The 21,461-nt window shown below is 43.4% G+C and carries 21 protein-coding genes and 1 rRNA gene; 6 read left to right on the plus strand and 16 right to left on the minus strand.

Translation table 11 applies throughout. From position 1 onward, the window contains the following. From FTU82_RS12455 to def, 4 genes are all read right to left on the minus strand, one after another. Positions 1-600 (minus strand): 16S ribosomal RNA (locus FTU82_RS12455); the annotation flags it as partial. A gap of 586 nt (positions 601-1,186) precedes the next feature. Continuing rightward, positions 1,187-3,208: a TonB-dependent copper receptor gene (locus FTU82_RS12460; RefSeq protein ID WP_180101396.1), complete on the minus strand. Its 2,022-nt coding sequence runs from the start codon at positions 3,206-3,208 to the stop codon at positions 1,187-1,189. Between the two features lie 72 nt (positions 3,209-3,280). Next, complete coding sequence (locus FTU82_RS12465) at positions 3,281-3,694, minus strand: DUF2946 family protein (protein WP_180001334.1); 414 nt, start codon at positions 3,692-3,694, stop codon at positions 3,281-3,283. Positions 3,695-3,786: 92 nt separating this feature from the next. Next, the gene (def, locus tag FTU82_RS12470; protein WP_044112406.1) at positions 3,787-4,317 is read right to left on the minus strand and encodes a peptide deformylase; all 531 of its coding nucleotides are present in this window, start codon (positions 4,315-4,317) and stop codon (positions 3,787-3,789) included. Between the two features lie 120 nt (positions 4,318-4,437). Between def and FTU82_RS12475 the strand changes: the two genes are divergently transcribed. The 3 genes from FTU82_RS12475 to FTU82_RS12485 all read left to right on the plus strand — a co-directional run bounded on the left by FTU82_RS12475 (position 4,438) and on the right by FTU82_RS12485 (position 7,435). Continuing rightward, positions 4,438-5,592: a LysM peptidoglycan-binding domain-containing protein gene (locus FTU82_RS12475; RefSeq protein ID WP_180001335.1), complete on the plus strand. Its 1,155-nt coding sequence runs from the start codon at positions 4,438-4,440 to the stop codon at positions 5,590-5,592. Positions 5,593-5,684: 92 nt separating this feature from the next. Further along, complete coding sequence (gene dprA / locus FTU82_RS12480) at positions 5,685-6,824, plus strand: DNA-processing protein DprA (RefSeq protein WP_100329712.1); 1,140 nt, start codon at positions 5,685-5,687, stop codon at positions 6,822-6,824. A gap of 41 nt (positions 6,825-6,865) precedes the next feature. Then, a complete protein-coding gene (locus tag FTU82_RS12485) occupies positions 6,866-7,435 on the plus strand; it encodes an L-threonylcarbamoyladenylate synthase (RefSeq protein WP_159516705.1) in 570 nt (189 codons plus the stop codon). Between the two features lie 441 nt (positions 7,436-7,876). Here FTU82_RS12485 and FTU82_RS12490 read toward each other — a convergent pair whose 3' ends face one another. Then, positions 7,877-8,773, minus strand: a complete 897-nt coding sequence (locus FTU82_RS12490; RefSeq protein ID WP_005173847.1) for a DMT family transporter — start codon at positions 8,771-8,773, stop codon at positions 7,877-7,879. A 191-nt stretch (positions 8,774-8,964) separates the two neighbouring features. On the opposite strand from FTU82_RS12490, the gene FTU82_RS12495 reads away from it, so the two are divergent. The 3 genes from FTU82_RS12495 (at position 8,965) to FTU82_RS12505 (ending at position 11,775) form a co-directional block, all read left to right on the plus strand. Further along, a complete protein-coding gene (locus FTU82_RS12495) occupies positions 8,965-9,510 on the plus strand; it encodes a glutathione peroxidase (protein WP_005173845.1) in 546 nt (181 codons plus the stop codon). A gap of 528 nt (positions 9,511-10,038) precedes the next feature. Continuing rightward, positions 10,039-10,641, plus strand: coding sequence for a hypothetical protein (locus FTU82_RS12500; protein ID WP_005173841.1), 603 nt, complete (start codon positions 10,039-10,041; stop codon positions 10,639-10,641). Positions 10,642-10,770: 129 nt separating this feature from the next. Next, positions 10,771-11,775, plus strand: coding sequence for a pirin family protein (locus FTU82_RS12505; protein ID WP_180001336.1), 1,005 nt, complete (start codon positions 10,771-10,773; stop codon positions 11,773-11,775). A 28-nt stretch (positions 11,776-11,803) separates the two neighbouring features. Here the strand turns inward: FTU82_RS12505 and FTU82_RS12510 are convergent, their stop codons facing one another. The 11 genes from FTU82_RS12510 to FTU82_RS12560 form a co-directional block, all read right to left on the minus strand. Beyond that, the gene (locus FTU82_RS12510) at positions 11,804-13,180 is read right to left on the minus strand and encodes an NAD-dependent succinate-semialdehyde dehydrogenase (protein ID WP_180001337.1); all 1,377 of its coding nucleotides are present in this window, start codon (positions 13,178-13,180) and stop codon (positions 11,804-11,806) included. A 201-nt stretch (positions 13,181-13,381) separates the two neighbouring features. After that, on the minus strand, positions 13,382-14,173 hold the full coding sequence (locus tag FTU82_RS12515) for a DUF4145 domain-containing protein (protein ID WP_180001338.1): 792 nt from the start codon (positions 14,171-14,173) through the stop codon (positions 13,382-13,384). Between the two features lie 77 nt (positions 14,174-14,250). Next, complete coding sequence (locus tag FTU82_RS12520; protein ID WP_004814254.1) at positions 14,251-14,670, minus strand: F0F1 ATP synthase subunit epsilon; 420 nt, start codon at positions 14,668-14,670, stop codon at positions 14,251-14,253. Between the two features lie 26 nt (positions 14,671-14,696). After that, the gene (atpD, locus tag FTU82_RS12525) at positions 14,697-16,091 is read right to left on the minus strand and encodes a F0F1 ATP synthase subunit beta (RefSeq protein WP_004280997.1); all 1,395 of its coding nucleotides are present in this window, start codon (positions 16,089-16,091) and stop codon (positions 14,697-14,699) included. A gap of 26 nt (positions 16,092-16,117) precedes the next feature. Next, positions 16,118-16,987 (minus strand): F0F1 ATP synthase subunit gamma, encoded by an 870-nt coding sequence (gene atpG, locus FTU82_RS12530; RefSeq protein WP_180101398.1) that lies wholly within the window; start codon positions 16,985-16,987, stop codon positions 16,118-16,120. Between the two features lie 89 nt (positions 16,988-17,076). Then, a complete protein-coding gene (atpA, locus tag FTU82_RS12535) occupies positions 17,077-18,621 on the minus strand; it encodes a F0F1 ATP synthase subunit alpha (protein WP_180101400.1) in 1,545 nt (514 codons plus the stop codon). 43 nt (positions 18,622-18,664) lie between these two features. After that, on the minus strand, positions 18,665-19,201 hold the full coding sequence (locus FTU82_RS12540) for a F0F1 ATP synthase subunit delta (RefSeq protein WP_005173826.1): 537 nt from the start codon (positions 19,199-19,201) through the stop codon (positions 18,665-18,667). A 12-nt stretch (positions 19,202-19,213) separates the two neighbouring features. Next, positions 19,214-19,684, minus strand: coding sequence for a F0F1 ATP synthase subunit B (locus FTU82_RS12545; RefSeq protein ID WP_005173825.1), 471 nt, complete (start codon positions 19,682-19,684; stop codon positions 19,214-19,216). Between the two features lie 39 nt (positions 19,685-19,723). Beyond that, the gene (gene atpE / locus FTU82_RS12550) at positions 19,724-19,969 is read right to left on the minus strand and encodes a F0F1 ATP synthase subunit C (RefSeq protein ID WP_000424060.1); all 246 of its coding nucleotides are present in this window, start codon (positions 19,967-19,969) and stop codon (positions 19,724-19,726) included. A gap of 85 nt (positions 19,970-20,054) precedes the next feature. After that, a complete protein-coding gene (gene atpB, locus FTU82_RS12555; protein WP_005094552.1) occupies positions 20,055-20,930 on the minus strand; it encodes a F0F1 ATP synthase subunit A in 876 nt (291 codons plus the stop codon). 110 nt (positions 20,931-21,040) lie between these two features. Continuing rightward, complete coding sequence (locus FTU82_RS12560) at positions 21,041-21,433, minus strand: ATP synthase subunit I (protein WP_005173819.1); 393 nt, start codon at positions 21,431-21,433, stop codon at positions 21,041-21,043. Positions 21,434-21,461 lie beyond the last annotated feature (28 nt).

Raw genomic sequence — 21,461 nt, forward strand, 5'->3', positions numbered from 1 at the left:
ACATTTGACTTAATTGGCCACCTACGCGCGCTTTACGCCCAGTAAATCCGATTAACGCTTGCACCCTCTGTATTACCGCGGCTGCTGGCACAGAGTTAGCCGGTGCTTATTCTGCGAGTAACGTCCAAGCATCCTGGGTATTAACCAAGAGCTCCTCCTCCTCGCTTAAAGTGCTTTACAACCAAAAGGCCTTCTTCACACACGCGGCATGGCTGGATCAGGGTTCCCCCCATTGTCCAATATTCCCCACTGCTGCCTCCCGTAGGAGTCTGGGCCGTGTCTCAGTCCCAGTGTGGCGGATCATCCTCTCAGACCCGCTACAGATCGTCGCCTTGGTAGGCCTTTACCCCACCAACTAGCTAATCCGACTTAGGCTCATCTATTAGCGCAAGGTCCGAAGATCCCCTGCTTTCTCCCGTAGGACGTATGCGGTATTAGCATCCCTTTCGAGATGTTGTCCCCCACTAATAGGCAGATTCCTAAGCATTACTCACCCGTCCGCCGCTAGGTAAAGTAGCAAGCTACTCTTCCCCGCTCGACTTGCATGTGTTAAGCCTGCCGCCAGCGTTCAATCTGAGCCATGATCAAACTCTTCAGTTTAAAATCAGTAGCACCTTTAAAGGGTGCCAATCTTGGCTCATCAATTTTCTGACAAATATTTCTCAAATAAACTTCGAGTAATTTCTACCATCAATCAATGAAAATAATTTCGATCGATCAACCAGTAAAAATCCACACAAGTTGTTCTTCATAATCTCTTAATGATCTTCTTGCTGATTCGTCACCAGCAAGCTAGGTCGGCTATATTACACTGAATTTCTAAAGTGTCAATCCGTAATTCAAATTAATTTAAACTTATCCAACAAAACCCAATCTTAACATCTCGTGCTAAGTTACTGTTTTATCAGAAGCTTTAATCTTCATCACCGCCGATGGATGTGCATTCTACAGCATTTCAGAGGGCTTGCAACACCTTTTTTAAAACATTTGAAACGTGTGTCTATTTTATAAACCACAAGAATTATAAATAACTGTTTTATATATAAAAAATATTTTCATAAAAATGTTCATTATTTTATTTGGAAATGGCTAAAATGCTTAAATATATGATTTTTATAAATTTTATTAAATTACAAAAACAAAAAGCAGGACTTCTGCCCTGCTTTTTGTACTTAATCTAATCAGATTAGAACTTCATACTGACACGCGCCCAGTAATTACGTCCAATATTATTAAATTGTTCATCAGTTGATAAGCCTGTACCAGATGCCCCCATTTTATTTAAGTGTTCGGTATATGTACGGTCCAATACATTATCGATGCCAACTGATAGATCGACACCCTCGGACAAGTTATAGGTACCGTTTAAAGACAACGTACCGAAACCTGTACTTTTCTTGTTGTCATAGCCAACAATATTGCCTTCACGTTCACTAATGCGATTTTGACCATCAACAATGCGCCAGTAAGCACCTAAAGTATAACGATCTTGGATATAACGAAGATTAACGCGCCCTTCTAAAGGTGCAATTTGTGGCAACGGCATATTGTTGGTGGTGTTTTCACCCCACGCATACATGGCGCTCACATCGGCTTGAATGGCATCGGTAAACTGATAGCCAATTCCTGCTTCTGCACCGGCAATGACAGCATCAATATTTTTAGAATCAGCTGCATTGATCCCATGTCCTGTTTTTTTGTCAGCATCATAATTAATTAAAATATAATCCTGAATTAGACCTGTATATGCAGACACCCAAGAGTTCAATGCACCATGATGATGTTGATAGCCGAGATCAAGCTGTAAAGTTTTTTCATTTTTTAAGTCCTTAAAGGTCGATGGTGCTTGCCCGTTGAGGTCTGTTTTGAATAATTCCCAATAATCAGGTACACGTTCTACATAACCTAATCCGATATACGTTTTGCCGTCATCATGATCAGGATGGGTATTTTCAAAACGAATAAAAGCACTCGGTAAGGTTTCTGTACGCTCAAGGCCACGTTTAACAGCATCAATGCTAACCTGATCGATACGCAGACCACTGACTAACTTATTATCTCCACCCAAGTCATAGCTCAACTCACCAAAACCACCAATCGACTGAAACTCCATGTCTGTCGTAACAGGTGAGTTCATCATTGGCATAGTCGAATGATACATACCTCCGGCATGCTTATTAAGTTGTGAATCTACCCCTGTAATAAGCTGGATGTTTTCCCATTCATTTGTTACCGCTAAGCGCCCATTTAAAGTACGGCGTGTAACCGTCATTGCTTTATCGGGTTCAGCAACATCACGTAAACTAAAATTATCCATCACGTGGTCATTAAAATTGTAGTTGACCTGTGCTTCAATTTTTTTGATTACATCTGTCACATTTTTCTTTTCTACACGTAGACCTAAGCTTTCACGGGCAAACTGTGATCCATCCATATCACGACCAGCATAAACAGCTTCACCATCCGCCTTACCACCCGCTAGTTCTACCCAGGTATCTGCATCTGGAGTCCATCCCAAAGCCAGATCTGCATTCCAGCGCTCCCAATCTGAAGGCACAGTGGTTCCATCACCATCTTGATAGCTATTCGATACCGAACGATTGGTATTGAGTCGGACATATTTCTGTTCATCGCCTGCTGCAACTTCCACATTATGATCAAGACGTCCGAAAGATCCCATCAAGACACTGGCCTGACCGCGATAGTTTTGATCTTGATCAAACTGTTCCGGACTACGTTCAAAAATTACGGTTGCGGCAGATCCAGTATTGGCATATTGAACCGTTTGTGGCCCTTTAATCACTGAAATCTGGTCATAGCTTTCTGGAGAAATATAAGAGGTCGGTGAATCCATACGGCTTGGACAGGCTCCGAGATTTTCGGTGCCATCGGTCAGGATTTTAATTCTTGAACCAAACATGCCACGGAAGGTTACATCACCATTGGTACCGGCACCGCTATTCACCGCACTAAAACCGACAATGCTTTGTAAATAATCGGCACCATCGCTGGCAGGAATCGGCTGAATTGGCTGTTTCGGATCAGCACGCACAATCAGGCCATTGACATCATTACCCGCAGCAGAGGTCACCACAATCGGCGCCATAGTGTGCACAGGAAGGCTTTCATTTGCCATGCTGACTTGTGAATAACAGGCAACACAGATCGCAGCCGCAAGTGGCTGTAAAAAGAATTTAGGCTGAGCCATTTTTTTATCTCACTGAATACATAAATAAAGCATGGCTTGAGTCAATAACAACCCAAGCGGAAAAATGCAGATTTATGCAGGCAGTGGTGGTGCCCGTCCCTGAGGAATTAAGAAGAGCTGCTGAAGGACAAACCAGACATGCTTAAAGGTTTTCTGATAAGCAATCAAACGTACATGAATCCGGTCAAGTACCTGCTGGATCTCCAGGTTAGGCGGCAAGATCAGATTGGCATAGACGGTACAGTACTGGCATTGGTGATTGGCATCATGATGGTCATGCTCAGCATGGTCGGATTGAGCTTTGAAATGGGTATGTTCGCTTATACTATGCTGCGCATGCGGGTCTGTTGCTACAAAAAGTGCACGCGTGATGGTTTCACAGACCGGCGCAACCTGATATTGCTTCGGTAACAACGGCTGTAGAAATACAGCAATCTGTAGAAACACAGCTGCACATGCCAGTAGCAGCCCACCTCGTAACAACACAGATCAACCCTAAAATATGCTGATGCCCAGTATAACAAAGCCCAATTGAAATTGGGCTTTGTTTGAGATTAAATTTAACGGAAATAATGGACTTAGCGCTTGACTGCGACCTTGTCTTTATTACGCTGGCGGACCAGTTTTTCCACTTTTTCACGTGCCCGTTGACGTTTTAATGGTGATAAATAATCAACAAATAATTTACCATTTAAGTGATCCATTTCATGTTGGATACACACAGCGAGAAGTCCGTCAGCATCAAGCTCAAATGCTTGACCTTGCAGATTAATTGCCTCGATTTTTACACGTGACGGACGGTCAACTTTATCGTATATTTGAGGAACTGATAGACAGCCTTCTTCGTAGGGCTGCGTTTCTTCAGTCAATGGTGTAATTTTGGGGTTAATAAAAACCATCGGTTGATCTTTATCTTCAGACAGATCCATAACAATCAGCTGAATATGACGATCCACCTGAGTCGCGGCGAGTCCGATACCTGGTGCTTCATACATGGTTTCAAACATATCTGCAGCGAGCTGACGAATTTCATCAGTCACTTCTTCGACAGGTTGTGCAATGGTACGAAGACGGGGATCCGGGAAACTTAAAATAGGTAATAAGGCCATACTGCGTCCTCAATTATGCCATTGATCAAAAAACCAAATGAAGGGAATGCTTCATCAAAAAAATGTGTGTAAGATCGTTATTATAACGCAACTACGCACATAATTTTAGGAATTATGATAATGAAAAAGGTTTTGAAGGGCATGCCATTTTTTAGTGCCTTGGGGTTTAAAAATCAGATGCTGGCACTTGCCGTTTGTGTCGGTGTCAGTATGGGGACCATTCATTCTGCCGAGGCAGCACCTGCACGCAACGTCAATCCACCGGCATTAAAAGCCAATGCACCGAACGTTTATGTGGTGAAAAAAGGCGATACGCTTTGGGATATCTCGAAACGCTTCCTGAAAAATCCGGTACGTTGGCCTGAAATCTGGGCCAGCAACAAGCATGTGAAAAATCCACATTGGATTTTCCCGGGCGATCGCCTGTTGATGTGTGATTACCAGGGCCGTCCGATTATTGGCAAAGATGAAGGTGATGGTTGTGACGGTATTATCAGCCGCTATCTGGGCAGCACCTCTCTGCAACCTCAGATTCGGGTTGAATCTTTAAACAATACCATTCCAGTGATTCCACTAGAACATATCAAACAGTGGCTAGAGCGCTATACCCTGATGGCGCCTGATTCAGTTCAAGGCACCCCATACATTCTTGGAACTGCAGATCAGCGCGTACTGGCGGGCAAAGGCCAGAAAGTCTATGTACGTGGTAACGGTCTGGTCGTTGGTCAACGCTATGCCGTTTATCGTGAAGCTGAGCCTTATGTATTTACCGATGCCAATGGCAAGAAATATACTGCTGCACTCGAGCTGCAACAGGTGGCATCTGGTATTGCGGTACGTAGTGAAGGTGAGGTAACCACACTGGAGCTGACTGACAGTTATAACGCGGAGGTGCGTCGCGGTGACCGCGTACTCGCTGAATACGACCCGATGTTACCGACGCTGTTCTACCCAACCAATGCAGAAAGTATTGTGCCTGGTGGTCAGATTGTGCGTGTATTGGGGTCGATTGGTACTGCAGCACGTCATAGTGTCGTCACCCTTGACCGTGGTACGGCACATGGCGTTCAGACAGGTCATGTCTTTAGCGTAAACCAGAAAGGTGAAGTGGTGACTGATCCGAAGACTAAAGAACGGGTGCAATTGCCAGGTGAGCGTATTGGTCAGGTCATGGTCTTTAAAGCCTTCGATCAATTGAGCTATGCCTATGTGCTGGATAGCGAGCTTCCAATTAAAGTGGGTGCCGGCATTCGGCCTCCTTTGTTAGAAGACTAAGGTTGCAAAGTGGGATGATGTTGATAGATCAGCATCATCTCAATTATTTTCATTCATACCAATAATAAGAAGACGCAAAAATAGGTCTCACTATGTTGAACAGATTGTCGACATCACAAATCAATGCCATCACGCTGTGGTATTTGGTGCAACATTCCCTCACCAGCTTTTATAAAATCAGTCGGCATTATGCAGATCTTGCGGATGCAGTCCATTGTTCTCAAATCGAGACCTGGCAAAAGCTCGGCCTTCATAAAAATCATATTCAACGCCTGAAAGACTTTCAAAGCAGCGAATCTCAAACCCATTTTCAGCACAGTCTAGAACAGATTCAGTTGCACAGTGATTTTGTGCTTTTGCATACAGATGCTGAATATCCACAACAACTGAGTCATTATGAGCATAAGCCGCCAATTCTGTTCGGGCAGGGACATGCAGATCAGTTACTCCAGCCACAAATTGCAATTGTTGGTAGTCGCAAGCCAAGTCCGCACGGACAGCAAGTCGCCTATGACTTTGCCTTTTATCTGAGTGAGCAAGGTTTTTATATTAATAGTGGCTTGGCACAAGGGATTGATGAAGCAGCACATCGGGCTGCGCTACAACATCGACGAACGATTGCAGTGATGGGTACAGGGATCGAACAGACCTATCCTGCTGTACATCAAGCACTACGTCAGCAAATGATTAACCACGGTGGTACAGTTATTACTGAGTTTTTACCTTTTACCCCACCCTTGCAGCAGCATTTTCCACGGCGCAACCGAATTGTCAGCGGCTTAAGTCTTGGGGTGATTGTGGCAGAAGCCGCGTTAAAAAGTGGTTCATTGCTTACGGCACAATGGGCAGCGGAACAAGGCAAGAACATATTTGCAATTCCGGGGCATATTTACAGTGAACATCATCAAGGTTGTCATCAACTGATTCGTGAAGGTGCAATTTTAATTGACCATCCACAGCAAGTGATTGAGGATTTAGCCCTAGCAACACAGTGGCAAGCGAATGCAAATCACTTCAAAAAAGATACTTATCCTGAGCAAGAGCGCACTATCCCGCCCCATTTAATTCATCTTTATAATCAACTCGATTGGGTCGGACAGAGTCTGGATCAGCTCAGTTTTCATTTACAACAGGAAGTATCTTCCTTGACCAGTCAATTGATGGAACTTGAGCTGCTCGGCTTGAGTACTCAACAAGCGGGCATGTATCAGCGTTGTCGTCCACTGAAATAAAGTTCACAATAGGGCTTTGTTGTTTTGTATAAGGTATTCACATGATTACTACCTCTGTTGCTGAAGCAGCAGCATGTCTTAAAGACGGACAAGTCTTGGCATATCCTACAGAGGCTGTTTGGGGCTTGGGTTGCGACCCTTATAATGAACAGGCATTTCATCAGATTTTAAAATTGAAACAGCGCCCGATTGAAAAAGGGGTGATTCTATTGGCAGCGCATATTTCACAGGTGGAACATCTGCTGCAAGATTTAACTACAGAAATGCGTGAACAAGTGATTGAATCCTGGAGCAATGACAGACCCGCTGAACGCGCCATTACCTGGCTGCTTCCCGCGCATCAGGAGATTCCGGCCTGGATTAAGGGCGATCATCCCAAAGTGGCGGTTCGCGTTACCAACCATCCACTCTGTATGGCACTGTGTCAGGCCTTTGGCGGTTTTATTGTGTCTACCAGTGCCAATCCTTCAGGATTGGAACCGGCACGTTCACTGCAAGATGCGATTCGCTACTTTGATCAGAATCTGAATTATCTGAATGGTGACTTAGGGTTAAGCCAGCAACCGAGCCGGATTATTGACGCCGTCAGTGGGGCGATTATTCGCGACTAAGTTGGTTCTCAGTCGACTCAGATATTCAAGCTCGACTAAAGTTTTAAGACAAAAAAAAGCTCAACCATATAGGGATGGTTGAGCATAAAAAAGGATGTGCATAAATCACATCCAGAGGGTTCAGAAATCTCTGGGAGTTTGATAAAACAAGGAAAAATATGTTTAATCATTCTCGATGGATGCATTATGAGAGAAAATTAGTGCAACGACAAGTACAATAAAAAACTCAATTAATACATATTTTCTATTAATACTAGGCAACTTTTAACCAAAATTCAAACTATCTTGCTCTTTCTATTCCAGTTTTAAAATAAATTAAGATTTTTATATTTATTTTCACATTTAAAAATTGGGATTTAACAGGCTATTTCAATTAAAAAACCTTGATTGCTTGCTTAATATTCAAACAATTAATATCTTGATAAACTGTTCCTTAGCTTATCACTTTGCTCTTCCCGGATATTGTGCCCATATAATTCCCAGTAAAATGATACCACCTCCAATACTGTGATACATGGTCCAGGCTTCACCTAACCAGAGATAGGCGACTATCGCGGTAAAAACCGGCATCAGATTCATAAAAATACTGCTACGATTTGGACCGAGTTGCTGTACCGCCATCATCCAAAAGAACGGAGCTAAAATAGAAGGAAAAATTCCGGCATAAACAATACTGGCTGCATTATGGCTATTGATACTGTCCAGACCGAAGTAAAGTACCAACGGAATATGATAGAGACAGGCCATAAAAATCTGGATATACAGACTCAGCAACAATGGAATCTGAATCTGCCATTTTTTCAGCAAGACGCCATAGCAGGCATAGAAAAATACTGCGATCAGCATCAGCAAATCACCGATATAACTGTCGCCCACCGTCAAGAAATGCAACCCCTGCCCTTGGGCCATGACATACATCAGCCCAATAAAAGACAGCAGACTCCCCAGTACCGCAGCCTGTGTCGGGCGAATTTTTAAGACGAAAATACCCACAATAATGGTAAAAATAGGAATAAAGGCATTGATCAGCCCCATATTGGTCGCAGTGGTAAAGTGTGCAGAGCTATAGGCCAATCCTTGATACAGCACCATCCCCAAGGCACTCAAAACTGCAAAGTGTCCAAGATGTGGGCGAATCTCTGGCCAGGCTGCTTTGACCTTGGGCAACAGAAATGGGCTTAAAATTAGCAGTGCCAGTACCCAGCGGTAAAAACTGATACTGATGGGAGAAATATAATCCGCCACATAACGTGTCACCGTCATGTTTAAGGACCAAATAAAAACTGCAGCCAATGGCAATACCATTGCCCACCAGACTGCTTTGTGCTGCTGTGTCATACCCTCATCCATGTGTCGCTTGTCTTGTTATTTAGCGATTGCTATTTGCGCACCCTAGCATAATAGATTTTTCACATGATATTCAGGCAATTTACCGATTTAAGCCTCCTGCCTCAGCAGCTGTTACTTGTATTGAATCTAAATACCCGTTAAAACAAAGATCGATTCAGTCTGAATAAACAGGAAATCTAATGACTCGCTCTGTATATGACATTCCAGTCAAAACCATTCAAGGCCCGGAAACCACCTTAAACCAGTATCAGGGCAAGGTATTGCTTGTGGTGAACGTGGCATCGAAATGTGGTCTGACTCCGCAATATGAAGGTTTGCAAAAGCTGTATAAAGACAAAAAAATGCAAGGTCTGGAAATTCTGGGCTTCCCTGCCAATAACTTTCTGGAGCAGGAACCGGGTAGCGAAGCAGAGATTCAGGAATTCTGCTCTGTCAATTATCAGGTCGACTTCCCGCTCTTTGCTAAAATTTCTGTGGCGGGCGAAGACAAGCATCCGCTCTATACCACGCTGACTCAAGCTGTACCAGAGCGGATCGGTGAAGGCCCGTGGTGGAAAGATCTGGTCGATTATGGCCTGACTCCAAACCAACCGCCTGAAGTGTTATGGAACTTTGAGAAATTTCTGATCAATAAAAATGGCGAAGTGGTTGCACGTTTTGCGCCTGACATTACTGCAGATGATCCGCGAATTGTGGATGCGGTAAATGCCGAACTGGCCAAATAATTGCTCATCGCAAAGTAAGTATGTATTTACCCAATAGATACTTACTTTGTAATTTAAACACAGCGAGCTAAATACATAATAATTCATATAAATCCTATCTATAATTCGCCCTCAACTTTTATTTTTGGCTATAGTTCGTCGCCTGTTCATCAATCTAACAGGCCTAATCTGCAATGATCCTCGGTTAGATTAACAATACACTTGAAGCAATAAACCATTGAGTAAAAGCAAGCGTATTTTCTATATCAAATGCATTCTACGCGTATGAGAAACCCGTACTGGATCAAGTGAATAGGGAGAATGTAAGCATGCATATCCAGAATTCTCCGTTTCTTAACATCATTACAGCCCAAACAATTTATTGAGTTGAAAACGTGAGTTTTATCTTTATTTTTTAAGCATTTTTAATCGAAGACGGTCTACGCTTCAGTAAATTTGTTATAACTTTGCAACAATCTTTTTTATCTCCATAGTTTGTCCCTATATTAAATCATGAAATATTTCCACCTGCACCGAGACCCTGATTCCATGTCCAAGATTCTTGCCAATGCCGTTCTTCCTTTTGCATTATTTAGCTCAGGGATTTTACTGATGGGATGTGAACAGGCAGTTGAAGCACCCACTGAGCAAGCGGAAACTCGTAGTTCCGATCTTGACACTGCCAGCCAGCCGCAAACTGGCGCTACCGCACCAACTGAGCTTAGATCGGGCAATATGTTTTATATGGTTCGTGATGTGGCTGACTTACAGCTGAAAGCAGGCAGTTATGTGGAACAGTTGAAGCAGACTCAGACTGAGCTACAAAGTGCAGTAGAAGCCAAGGATACTCAGCAACTGCAGTCCACCGCAACCCAGTTACAACAGCAACTCAACAGCTTTAATCAGGTACTCGGCAACCTGAACTTAAAAAGTCAGGAAATTGACCAGATCCGCAGCAATATCATGAGTGCCAATCAGCAAGTCTTGGCCTCACCGCTGTTGAATGGTGACATGGATTTAAGCCAGATCGACCTGAAAAAAATTGAATCGCAGATGGTCAATGTGCAAGCTGAAATGATCAAACTGGCGGGGCTGCTGATCCAGAATCCAGAGCAAAAATCAGACAGTACGACTGAACAGGAAAATACCTAAACCTTCATCTAAGGCGATAGATCGGAAAGCATCTTCCTCAATCGCCTTATCTGCTTTACACTGTGATTTATTATAAAAACTAATTTAAATTAAAAGCTTATATCTAATAAAATAATCAGGAGTTCAATCATGTCGAATTCAGTGCTGTATTCTGTTGTTCCGGTCGAATCCCGACTTGACCTGAAAGATCCCTTTATTTTTACTGTTCACCATCAGGATCATTATCCACAAGGCAATGCCCAATTAGGGCCAGTTACACCGCCGTATCAGCATGAATATGACATGTATTATGGCGAGCAAATTCCCGGCTTTCCGGAGCATCCGCATACCGGTTTTGAAACCATTACCATTGTCGAGCGCGGTTATGTCGACCATTTTGACTCGCTCGGAAACTCGGGACGTTATGCCGCAGGTGATGTGCAATGGCTGACCACCGGCAATGGGGTACAGCACTGCGAAATGTTTCCCTTAGTTCATCAAGATCAGGATAATCCTCTGGAGCTGTTTCAAATCTGGCTGAATTCCTCACCGGAACAGAAAAAGCAGCCGGCCGATTATAAAATGTTGTGGCGTGAACAGATTCCGCATGTATTTTCAGCCAATGCAGCCGGACCTAAAGCGGATATTCGGGTCATTTCAGGGCAGTTTAAAGATACCGAAGCACTGGATCGTCCACCCCATTCTTGGGCAGCACCTGCTGAAAACAGGGTCAATATTTACCTGATCACACTTGCGCCTGAGGCAGAGCTGATTATTCCGGCAAGTACTGCGAGCGCGACGCGTTTTTGTTATTTCTACCAAGGCAAAAGTCTGGAGCTGGAAGGACAGAAAATACAGGTCAAGCATCTGATAGAACTCAAACCAGATCAGGATATTCATCTCAAAGGTGGTTTACTGGAATCACATATTTTATGGCTAGAAGGTGAACCGATTGGTGCGCCTGTGGCAATGCGTGGGCCCTTTGTGTTAAATACTCAGCAGGAACTGGATGCTGCTTTTCGCCGTTATCGTGACACCCAGTTTGGTACTTGGCCTTGGCCAAACACTGAACCATCATTTCCACGAGAACAACCGCGTTTTGCCAGTTATGACGGTGGTCAACGCGAAGAATATCCAGAACAAAGAAGCCACTGAATAGTGGCTTCTTTGTTCAATCAATCTCTTATTTCTTCGGGCTTTTGACCACGACCAGTTTCTTTTGCACAAATTCTTTGAAACCATCAATCGACAGTTCATGGCCATAACCGGAGTTCTTCATCCCGCCAAATGGTAATTCCGGCGTGGTATCGGTAAACCAGTTAATCCAGATCATGCCCGTTTCGACACGTGAAGCCAGCTTTTTCGCCCGCTCGATATCTTGTGAATGAATCACGCCACCCAGACCATAATTGGAATCATTGGCAATCGAAACAATCTCATCCTCATCCTTGGCCACATAAATCTGGGCAACCGGACCAAAGAATTCTTCATACCAGGCCGGATTATCTCGGCTGATATTTTCCAAAATCGTCGGCTGATAGAAATTGCCTGCATGCTCATACGGCTTACCACCAGTGACCACTTTCGCACCATGTTCTACCGCCTTATCGACCTGTTCAGTCAGCTTTTCCAAAGCGTCAGCGGAAGACAGTGGACCCAATGTGGTTTCAGGATCAAGCGGATCGCCAATTTTTAACCCTTCAAATACCTTGATCATGCCAGCCTTGAATTGTTCGGCAATTTTTTCATGTAGGATAAAGCGCTTGGCTGCTGTACAGACTTGACCGGTATTGTTCACCCGAGCTTGGCAGCCTATCTTGATGGCCTTTTCCAGATCAGCATCATCCAGCACAATAAAGACATCATTACCGCCCAGTTCCAGCGTTGATTTTTTAAGATGTTTTCCGGCCTGCTCAGCGACAGCACTGCCCGCACCTTCTGAACCTGTGAGTGCCACACCACGTACACGTTTATCTGCAATCACCTCAGCAACCTGATCACTGCTAATAAACAGGTTGGTCCAGACACCTTTGGGTGCGCCTGCATCCAAGATCAGTTGTTCAAAAGCTTCGGCACATTGCGGTACAATTCCGGCATGTTTTGCCAGAACCGGATTACCGATGGCACAGTTCGGTGCAAAAACCCGCATTAATTGATAAAACGGAAAATTCCACGGTTCAACTGCCATAACAATGCCCAATGGATGATGCTCAACCCAGGATTCTCCCAGTTCCGTTTCGTAGGACACAGGCGCTAAAAATTCTTTGGCATGATCAGCATAGTATTCAGCAATTTTGGCGCAGGTTTCGATTTCACCTTCACTCTGCTTGATCAGTTTACCCATATCCAGCGTCATGAGCTTGGCCAGTTCCGACTTTCGCTCACGCATACTGCTAGCCAGCTTGCGCAGTACCTCAATACGGGTATCGGCCTTTTGAGCCCATTCCGATTTCAGGATTTTTTCTGCGGTATCGAGGGCATTTTGAATATCTTGATCGCTATGGGAGGGGTAGTCTTTCAATTTTTGATTGGTAAATGGATTAATAGATTGATAAGCCATGATTTTCCCTTTTTCAATTATAAGTTTCGCCTGTTCTGAACCCAGTCAAATGAAGTTATAACAAGCAAGTATCTGTTCGAATTATTTAACTTATCATTGATTCTTTTATGGCGTGTGCCTGCTTACAGATTGGTTCAAAACATTACTGAGAAAGGGTAAAAGTTATATCGAGCGGTACAAAGCACAATACATGCAGGAGCTTTATAACTTTTTCTTGGGCTTTCTTTTTTGAGTAGTTTCTCTTACTACTGGAATGGCATATTTAGGTGAGGGTTTCAACTTTATACTTTTAGTTTGCTTTATTTCTGCTTGATCTAGATTGTAGTATACAAAAAGTTGCTGAATTAAATTTTCTAAAACCTTTAAATGCAAAATTAATTCTTTTCTAGATTTAGTATCCGCACGGTGTGCTGCATCATTTCCTAAATATCTAATATCATCAAGTAAAGCTCGTTGTTTGGTCGAAATAAATCCATCTTGCTCAAACTGATTTAAAATCAGACCCAAATCGTTAGAATTACCAAAGTACTTAATGATCTGTTCTAAAAGAGTTCTTAGACCTAAACCAGTCAATAAAGGCATTTTATTATTTAATGCAACAATTACTTCCTCATATATATTATAAATTTCTATAGGTAAAATTTTTTCAAATTCGATTGAAAAAGCAGTTTCCTCATCTCTCATTGGAAAAACACTATAAGTTGCAGCCTCATCGTAAATAGGATCACCATTCAACTCATATCCTATTTGATAAACATCTTCAGAATATAAAGTTTTGGTTTGATAACTAATAGTACCGCAATTAATACATTTTAAAATTCTATAATTGAAGTAGAAATCAATAGGACTATGATTAAAATCAGAATCAGATATATCAACTAATACTTCATGTTTGATAAGAGTCTTACATTTTATACAGAGTACTTTCTTATGAGCTATTGTATTTTTAAATTCTGAATCCTGAAAAATAGGATTTAAGGTATTTAATTTCATTATTTTTTAGGTATTAAAAAATTAAGTATATAAAAAAACCACCCTTTCGGGTGGTTTCTTCAATCTTAAACCTGCAATTACATTGCGCGGTTTTTGATTTTGCGGATCGTTTCCAGCTGAGCAGCAGTTTCTGCAAGAGCAGCCAAAGCAGCAGCAGCGTCCAAATCGCCCTTTTGATTTGCTAGCAATTGTTCAGCGTGTTTACGCGCTTCAATAATTGCAGCTTCATCTAAGTTTTCTGCACGGACTGCAGTATCTGCAAGAACCGTAACAACATGCGGTTGAACTTCTAGAACACCACCAGATACATAGATTAATTCTTCTGTACCGTTTTCCAAAATAACGCGGATCGCGCCAGGTTGGAGCAAAGTTACCAGCGGAGCGTGACCAGGCATAATACCTAACTCACCGCCAGCACCTTTAGCAATTAGCATAGTTACAGTGCCTGAGTACAAAGACTCTTGAACACTTACAACGTCACATTGCATAGTCGCCATGAGAATCTCCTAAATTAGGGAACTAATTAAAGTTTCTCAGCTTTAGCAATCACTTCGTCAATACCACCAACCATGTAGAACGCTTGTTCTGGGATGTGATCGTATTCACCAGCTAGAAGACCTTTAAAGCCACGAATCGTTTCTTTAAGAGATACTAATTTACCAGGAGCACCAGTAAATACTTCAGCTACGTGGAACGGTTGAGAGAAGAAACGCTGGATTTTACGCGCACGGTAAACAACCAGTTTATCTTCTTCAGCAAGCTCGTCCATACCAAGAATCGCGATGATGTCTTTAAGCTCTTTATAACGTTGCAATACGTTCTGTACAGAACGTGCAATTTCATAATGCTCTTGACCAACAACTAACGGATCTAACTGGCGTGAAGTTGAGTCTAGTGGATCGATCGCTGGGTAAATACCAGAAGATGCGATGTCACGGCTCAATACAACAGTTGCGTCCAAGTGAGCAAACGTTGTAGCAGGCGATGGATCTGTCAAGTCATCGGCAGGTACGTATACCGCTTGGATTGACGTAATAGAACCAGACTTAGTCGATGTAATACGTTCTTGAAGAACACCCATCTCTTCTGCAAGTGTAGGCTGGTAACCTACTGCAGATGGCATACGACCTAGAAGTGCTGATACTTCAGTACCCGCTAGTGTATAACGATAGATGTTATCTACGAACAATAGTACGTCACGGCCTTTACCGTTTTCGTCTTTCTCGTCACGGAAATATTCAGCCATGGTCAAACCAGTCAACGCTACGCGTAAACGGTTACCCGGTGGCTCGTTCATCTGACCGTAGACCATTGCTACTTTGTCTAGAACGTTAGAATCTTTCATTTCGTGATAGAAGTCATTACCTTCACGAGTACGCTCACCAACACCAGCAAACACAGATAAACCTGAGTGAGCTTTCGCGATGTTGTTGATCAATTCCATCATGTTTACAGTTTTACCAACACCGGCACCACCGAACAGACCAACTTTACCACCTTTAGCGAACGGGCATAGCAAGTCGATGACTTTAATACCAGTTTCTAAAAGGTCAGTAGAAGCTGCTTGTTCTGCATAAGAAGGTGCAGAGCGGTGAATTGGTAAACGCGCTTCAGTCGCAACAGGACCAGCTTCGTCGATCGGGCGACCAAGCACGTCCATGATACGGCCTAGAGTCGCTGTACCTACAGGTACAGAAATCGGCGCACCAGTGTTAACTACGTTCAAACCACGCTTAAGGCCTTCAGTAGAACCCATTGCAATAGTACGAACTACGCCATCACCAAGCTGTTGCTGAACTTCTAAAGTAGTTTCAGTACCATCTACTTGGAGAGCGTCATAGATCTTAGGAACGCTGTTGCGTTCAAACTCGACGTCGATAACCGCGCCGATGATCTGAATGATACGACCGCTATTCATTGCTGTCTCCTCAATTCAAAATAATGTTAAACGGCAGCGGCACCACCAACGATCTCAGAAATTTCCTGAGTAATCGCGGCTTGACGCAGCTTGTTATAAATAAGTTGCAGGCTCTTAATGATCTCACCTGCGTTGTCTGTCGCTGCTTTCATAGCGACCATACGTGCAGACTGCTCACATGCGATGTTTTCAATCACACCTTGATACACCACAGACTCGATATAGCGAACCAACAAGCCATTTAAAAGCTCTTCAGCTTCAGGCTCGTAGATATAATCCCAACCGTATTGACGGTTAAGATTCTTGTCTTCTTCAGCAGCAGCCAAAGGAACAAGTTGTTCGATCTTTTGATTTTGAGTCATGGCATTGACAAAGCCGTTTGACACCAGATAAATACGATCTAACTCGCCTTTATCATACGCATCCAACATCACCTGTACAGAACCAGATAACTGCTCAAGACTTGGAGTATCGCCTACGTTTGTAGTCGCACCAAGCACTTTACCGCCGTAGTTTTTAAAAAACGAAACCGCTTTTTGACCAATTAAAGCAAATTGAACTTCAATTGACTGCTCTTGTTGCTGCTGTACGTGTTTAACCACTTTTTTGAACAGGTTAATGTTCAAACCACCAGCAAGGCCACGATCTGAAGACACAATAATATAGCCAACGCGCTTAACCGGGCGTTCAACCATATAACGGTGTTTGTATTCAGGATTCGCTTGGACCAAATGAGCAATTACACGGTGCATATTTTCGGCATACGGACGGCCTTGAGCCATGCGCTCTTGCGCACGACGCATCTTAGAAGCTGCTACCATTTGCATCGCTCGAGTAATCTTCTGCGTGCTCTTGATACTAGCTACTTTGGCGCGAATTTCTTTTAAATTTGCCATACGCTTAACCTAGTATTCGAAAGCCCTTGCGAGCTTCCGAAGGTTGATTCCGTGAACCAAACCAACACTAAATTCAACTAAGGTTGAACTTAGTAAGTTTGAGTCGCTTTAAAGCTTTCAATACCTGCTTTGATTGCAGCTTCGATGTCTTTGTTGTAATCACCAGAGGCATCGATTTGTTGCATTAACACAGCATGTTCTGAACGGAAGTAAGAAATCAACGCAGCATCAAAGTCTACGATTTTCTTCACTTCAACGTCAGTCATATAACCTTCGTTAGATGCATAAATTGAAACAGCTTGGTCAGCAATTGAATATGGAGCATATTGTTTTTGCTTCATTAATTCAGTTACACGTTGACCATGTTCAAGTTGCTTACGAGTTGCTTCGTCAAGATCAGAAGCGAACTGAGCAAATGCTGCCAATTCACGGTATTGCGCCAAAGCAGTACGGATACCACCAGACAATTTCTTGATGATCTTGGTTTGCGCTGAACCACCAACACGAGATACAGAGATACCCGCGTTCACAGCAGGACGAATACCTGCGTTGAATAATGATGTTTCAAGGAAGATCTGACCATCAGTAATCGAAATTACGTTGGTTGGTACGAATGCAGATACGTCACCCGCTTGAGTTTCAATAATCGGCAATGCAGTTAATGAACCAGTTTGGCCTTTAACTTCACCGTTAGTGAATTTCTCAACGTAGTCAGCAGATACACGAGAAGCACGTTCAAGTAGACGCGAGTGTAGATAGAACACGTCACCTGGATAAGCTTCACGACCTGGTGGACGGCGTAAAAGCAATGAAATTTGACGATACGCAACAGCTTGCTTAGACAAGTCATCATAAATGATTAACGCATCTTCACCACGGTCACGGTAGTATTCACCCATTGTACAGCCAGAGTACGGAGCCAAATACAGCATTGCTGCTGGATCAGATGCACCTGCTGCGACAACAGTGGTGTACGCCATAGCGCCAGTTTCTTCCAGCTTGCGTACTACGTTAGCGATAGTCGATTGTTTTTGACCAATTGCTACGTATACACATTTAATGCCAGAGTTTTTCTGAGCGATGATCGCGTCGATCGCCATTGCTGTTTTACCAGTTTGACGGTCACCAATGATCAACTCACGCTGACCACGGCCTACAGGGATCATTGTATCTACTGATTTATAACCAGTTTGTACAGGTTGATCCACTGACTGACGCCAAATTACGCCTGGTGCTACTTTTTCAACAGCATCAGTTAATTTAGCATCAATTGGGCCTTTACCATCAATCGGGTTACCCAAAGCATCTACTACACGGCCTAAAAGTTCTGGACCAACCGGAACTTCTAATACACGACCTGTGCAACGCGCTTTTTGACCTTCTTGAAGGTTCAAGTAGTTACCTAAAACAACGACGCCCACTGAATCCTGTTCTAGGTTCAGTGCCATACCATAAAGGCCGCCGTCGAATTCGATCATTTCACCGTACATTGCATCAGCAAGGCCGTGAATACGCACAATACCGTCGGAAACCATAACAATGGTCCCTTCGTTCTTAGCGGTTGCGCTGGTGTCCAGATCGCCGATACGCTGTTTAATGAGCGCACTGATCTCGGATGGATTCAGTTGTTGCATTGCGCTATACCTCAATCTTTTTAAAGTTCAGTCTTCTTATTTCTTAAGCAAGAAGACGAGTACGCATTTTCTCAAGCTTGTTAAGCGCAGAATCATCTATCACTTGGTCGCCTGCACGAATAACTACACCAGCAATAAGCTCTGGTTTCACTTCTACAGAAACACTTACTGCAGCTTCGAATTTCTTCTCTAATGCATGCGTCAGTAATTGTTCCTGAACAGAAGTTAATGGGAATGCTGATTCAATCACAACATCCACAGTATTGTTATTCTGTGATTTGAGCTGTTCATATTCTGCAGCAATTTCAGGAAGAAGCGTCAAACGGTTGTTTTCAGCAAGCAATGTCAGGAAGTTAGACACTGCTGCAGTTTGGTCTTCACCTAAAACTTTGGCAAAAAGAGACACCTGCTCAGCAGGTGTAAGCTCCGGGCGATTTAGATAAGCTGAAAATGCTTCGTCTTGCACCGCAGCACTGAGCAATTCAAGTGCAGTTGACCAAGAGTCAGTTGCACCCTGCTCAGAAGCGTAAGCAAATGCTGCTTTTGCATAAGGGCGTGCTAACGTCAAGAGTTCAGCCATAATCTGCCTCTCTTAAAGTTTAGCAGCCAGCTGAGTCAGCATGGCATTGTGAGCTTCTGCATCAACTTGCTGGCTAAGAATTTTCTCAGCACCAGTCACTGCAAGAGCAGCCACTTGTTGACGCAATTCTTCGCGAGCAGAATTGATTTCGGTATCAACAGCTTCTTTCGCTTGTTGACGAATACGCTCACCTTCAGCAGATGCTTGAGTACGCGCTTCTTCTACCAACTGTGCTGCACGACGGTTCGCTTGTTCGATCAATTGAGCCGCTTGTGCTTTTGCCGTGTCCAGTTCAGCTTTCACTTGTGCTTGCGCATCTGCAAGGTCAGCTTTCGCTTTTTCAGCAGCATTTAAGCCATCAGCGATACGACGCTGACGTTCACTAATCGCATTGATTAGTGGTGGCCATACAAACTTCATGCAGAACGCGACAAAAATCGCAAACGCAATCGCTTGGCCAAACAATGTGAGGTTGATATTCATTGCAAATTCCTCAAATAGTGAATTTCGGAATTAAGCTGATTAACCTACAAATGGATTAGCGAAGATGAAGAACAAGCCAATACCAACACCGATCATAGGCACAGCATCAAGAAGACCTGCGATTAAGAACATACGAGTTTGAAGTTGCGGAGCCAATTCTGGTTGACGAGCAACAGCTTCAAGGAAACGGCCGCCTAGAAGACCAAAACCAATCGCAGTACCTAAAGCACCGAAAGCGATCAAGATAGCAGATGCAATTGCAACTAGACCTAAAGTGAGTTCCATGATAATTCCTCAGAGGTTAGGTTTTATACCAAATTAAGTTAAAAAATTGTGTGCCCAACCATCCGTTGACAGTTAGGCAATACCATTAATGCTTTTCGCTTGCCATACTCATGTACACGATAGTCAACATCATGAAAATGAATGCTTGTAGCGTAATAATCAAAATGTGGAAAATCGCCCAAGGCACAGACAACGCCCACTGGATCCAGAACGGTAATAACGCGATAAGAATGAAGATTAACTCACCCGCATACATGTTACCGAACAGTCGTAGAGCCAATGAAACTGGTCGCGCCAAGAAAGTGGTCAATTCCAACAATAAGTTGAATGGAATCAAAAGCACTTTAGCAACTGGGTTACTTGGGTTAAATGGGTTAAGTGCTAACTCACCAACGAAGCCGCCAACACCTTTCTCACGAATACTATAAAAAATGATCAAGAAGAATACAGAAATAGACATACCGAGGGTAACGTTTGGATCTGTAGTCGGAACAATTTTAAAGTAAACCTGATGAGGGTCTACACCCAGCATAGAAGCAATCGCGTGTTGAGCTACATAAGGAATAAAGTCAACAGGGATCAAATCCATCAAGTTCATGAGGAAAATCCACACGAAAATGGTTAAAGCTAAGGGTGCAATTAATCGAGACTTCCCGTGGAAGGTATCACGTACACTTGAATCTACAAACTCGATAATCATTTCAATTGCAGACTGGAACTTGGTAGGAACACCAGCATTAGCCGCTTTCGCAACCAACCAGAATAACAAACAGAAAATCAGACCCAGTCCGATAGACCAACCCATTGAATCCAAGTGAATAGCAGTGAACCCCATCTGTTGAGCTTCAGCACCGCTCTCGGCCAATTTCCATGTACCATCTGGCATTTTGCCATAGGTCATGTTGGTCAAGTGATGCTTGATATACTCGGTCGAAGTAAGGGCATGTTCTTCAGCAGCCATAAATCACACCTGGTCAATGTCAAAAAACTAATAGAACAAACGAATATCGCGTGCTGCTTGATATCTCGCCTGCTCCTGAAAAACTTTTCAATTTCTTGTTGTGTCTATACTCATTTTTGTAGACGTGACGCCCAAAACGGAGCGACCCACGACATGGCTTGAACAAGTATAAAACCACAAAACAACGCCACCGCTGACAACGGTTCGACATTGCTTAAAATTAAAATGAAACCAACAATCACAATTGCAAACTTTCCCATTAAGCCTTTATACATGTTCGAAAGAACTTGTTTAGACGCGCGGGCTCCTGCTGCTCGAAACGATTGCCACGAAAAATAACAAGTCGCGAGCCAACAAACGAGCGCACCTAATGCTGCACTCAAGGCTGCGGTTGAGTCTTTCACGACCCAGCCGATCAAGGCTGAAACAGGGATCATACAGGCTTGCAGGAGGACCAAAGCTTTCGCTAATCGTCGGTCAATCAAGCGACTAGTTCGGCTCATTATTTATTCACTCACAGCAATCATGCTT

It is taken from the genome of Acinetobacter sp. YH12151, assembly GCF_013418355.1.
In the GTDB taxonomy this organism is placed as follows: Bacteria; Pseudomonadota; Gammaproteobacteria; order Pseudomonadales; family Moraxellaceae; genus Acinetobacter; species Acinetobacter pseudolwoffii.

Coding starts and splice junctions, on each gene's coding strand:
- FTU82_RS12460 (WP_180101396.1), bottom strand. CDS start 3,208: ATGGCTCAGCCTAAATTCTTTTTACAGCCACTTGCGGCTGCGATCTGT.
- def (WP_044112406.1), bottom strand. CDS start 4,317: ATGGCCTTATTACCTATTTTAAGTTTCCCGGATCCCCGTCTTCGTACC.
- FTU82_RS12475 (WP_180001335.1), top strand. CDS start 4,438: ATGAAAAAGGTTTTGAAGGGCATGCCATTTTTTAGTGCCTTGGGGTTT.
- dprA (WP_100329712.1), top strand. CDS start 5,685: ATGTTGAACAGATTGTCGACATCACAAATCAATGCCATCACGCTGTGG.
- FTU82_RS12485 (WP_159516705.1), top strand. CDS start 6,866: ATGATTACTACCTCTGTTGCTGAAGCAGCAGCATGTCTTAAAGACGGA.
- FTU82_RS12490 (WP_005173847.1), bottom strand. CDS start 8,773: ATGACACAGCAGCACAAAGCAGTCTGGTGGGCAATGGTATTGCCATTG.
- FTU82_RS12495 (WP_005173845.1), top strand. CDS start 8,965: ATGACTCGCTCTGTATATGACATTCCAGTCAAAACCATTCAAGGCCCG.
- FTU82_RS12500 (WP_005173841.1), top strand. CDS start 10,039: ATGTCCAAGATTCTTGCCAATGCCGTTCTTCCTTTTGCATTATTTAGC.
- FTU82_RS12505 (WP_180001336.1), top strand. CDS start 10,771: ATGTCGAATTCAGTGCTGTATTCTGTTGTTCCGGTCGAATCCCGACTT.
- FTU82_RS12510 (WP_180001337.1), bottom strand. CDS start 13,180: ATGGCTTATCAATCTATTAATCCATTTACCAATCAAAAATTGAAAGAC.
- FTU82_RS12515 (WP_180001338.1), bottom strand. CDS start 14,173: ATGAAATTAAATACCTTAAATCCTATTTTTCAGGATTCAGAATTTAAA.
- FTU82_RS12520 (WP_004814254.1), bottom strand. CDS start 14,670: ATGGCGACTATGCAATGTGACGTTGTAAGTGTTCAAGAGTCTTTGTAC.
- atpD (WP_004280997.1), bottom strand. CDS start 16,091: ATGAATAGCGGTCGTATCATTCAGATCATCGGCGCGGTTATCGACGTC.
- atpG (WP_180101398.1), bottom strand. CDS start 16,987: ATGGCAAATTTAAAAGAAATTCGCGCCAAAGTAGCTAGTATCAAGAGC.
- atpA (WP_180101400.1), bottom strand. CDS start 18,621: ATGCAACAACTGAATCCATCCGAGATCAGTGCGCTCATTAAACAGCGT.
- FTU82_RS12540 (WP_005173826.1), bottom strand. CDS start 19,201: ATGGCTGAACTCTTGACGTTAGCACGCCCTTATGCAAAAGCAGCATTT.
- FTU82_RS12545 (WP_005173825.1), bottom strand. CDS start 19,684: ATGAATATCAACCTCACATTGTTTGGCCAAGCGATTGCGTTTGCGATT.
- atpE (WP_000424060.1), bottom strand. CDS start 19,969: ATGGAACTCACTTTAGGTCTAGTTGCAATTGCATCTGCTATCTTGATC.
- atpB (WP_005094552.1), bottom strand. CDS start 20,930: ATGGCTGCTGAAGAACATGCCCTTACTTCGACCGAGTATATCAAGCAT.
- FTU82_RS12560 (WP_005173819.1), bottom strand. CDS start 21,433: ATGAGCCGAACTAGTCGCTTGATTGACCGACGATTAGCGAAAGCTTTG.